At 59.1% G+C, this 1107-nt stretch carries 1 protein-coding gene and 1 pseudogene; both read right to left on the reverse strand.

What is annotated here, in order from left to right; all coding sequences use genetic code 11:
• Nucleotides 1-179: 179 nt before the first annotated feature.
• Entirely contained in the window at nt 180-557 is a 378-nt protein-coding gene (rbfA, locus tag AB4043_RS26335; RefSeq protein ID WP_442300151.1) for a 30S ribosome-binding factor RbfA, read from the reverse strand.
• 186 nt (nt 558-743) lie between these two features.
• Nucleotides 744-1107, reverse strand: a pseudogene (locus AB4043_RS26340) (YncE family protein); the annotation flags it as partial.

Raw genomic sequence — 1107 nt, forward strand, 5'->3', positions numbered from 1 at the left:
AACCGATGGCGTCGCCGTCGGGGCGTGCGTGCGAAGTGATCAGGAAATGCTGCCGACTGCGGATGTAATTTAACAGCTCTAACCGATGGCGTCGCCGTCGGGGCGTGCGTGCGAAGTGATCAGGAAATGCTGCCGACTGCGGATGTAATTTAACAGCTCTGAAGTGGCGGCAAAATAGGTCACTGAGCCGCCTTTCGCTCACGTTTCCTGGTGCGTGTGAGCAGCTCATCTACCCGGGCGGTGAGCTTTTCGGAGCGGTCAATAACGAAGCTAAGTTCGGGAATCTGTCGTACGCCCATCCGTTCGCGTACCTCGGAACGGATGTACGCCCGTGCGGCCATCAGGCCTTCACGGGTGGAAATCTCGGTGGCTTCATCGCCTTCGACGGAGACAAAGACACGGGCCGACTTGCCGCCGGGGGCAAGTACAACCTCGGTGACGTGACAGAGACCGATGCGTGGGTCGGAGAGTTCGCCTTCAATCATGATGGCGATCTCGTCGCGAAGTGTACCGATGACTCGGTTGCGGTGATGGGCTTTGGCTCGCTGCTCAGGCATAAAATCCGGGGGAATCGTTGAGAATACCAGAGTTGGCGTCTGAAGCCTAACGCAATTTAGAAGTTGTACGGCGCCGGGACAGAGGCAGGTTCTTACGGGGTTAGGATTCCCGGAAAAGTAGAAAGGAGGCCCCGCCTGGCGGGACCTCCTTTGGATGGGGTGAGAGCGCTTTAGAGGCTTACGACCCTAACGACTGACAACAATGATTTCGAAGCTGTCCGGAAGGACTGTTGGACGAGGACGAGGTGTGGCAGCCGTCGGAGCAGGCGCCGGGCTGTACTTGGCGGCGCCGAGGAAGACCTTCCCCGTGGCGGCATCAAAGGCCATGGTCCTTGCGCCGCGCGCCGTCGCTAGTGTCTGGACGGTGGGGAAGCCCGCCTTACCGGTATCAACAACGCTCAGAGAGCCCTCGCCATTCGAAGAAAAGGCAAAACCGGTCTTGGCATCGAAGCCGGCGGCATCGGGCGAATCTCCGATCGATGCGAGGCCAAGCAGCTTGCCCGAGGTGAAATCGACGATGGCCATCTTCTTGCCGTCACACACTGAGAAC

It is taken from the genome of Terriglobus sp. YAF25 (assembly GCF_052113305.1).
GTDB lineage: Bacteria > Acidobacteriota > Terriglobia > Terriglobales > Acidobacteriaceae > Terriglobus.

Coding starts and splice junctions, on each gene's coding strand:
- rbfA (WP_442300151.1), bottom strand. CDS start 557: ATGCCTGAGCAGCGAGCCAAAGCCCATCACCGCAACCGAGTCATCGGT.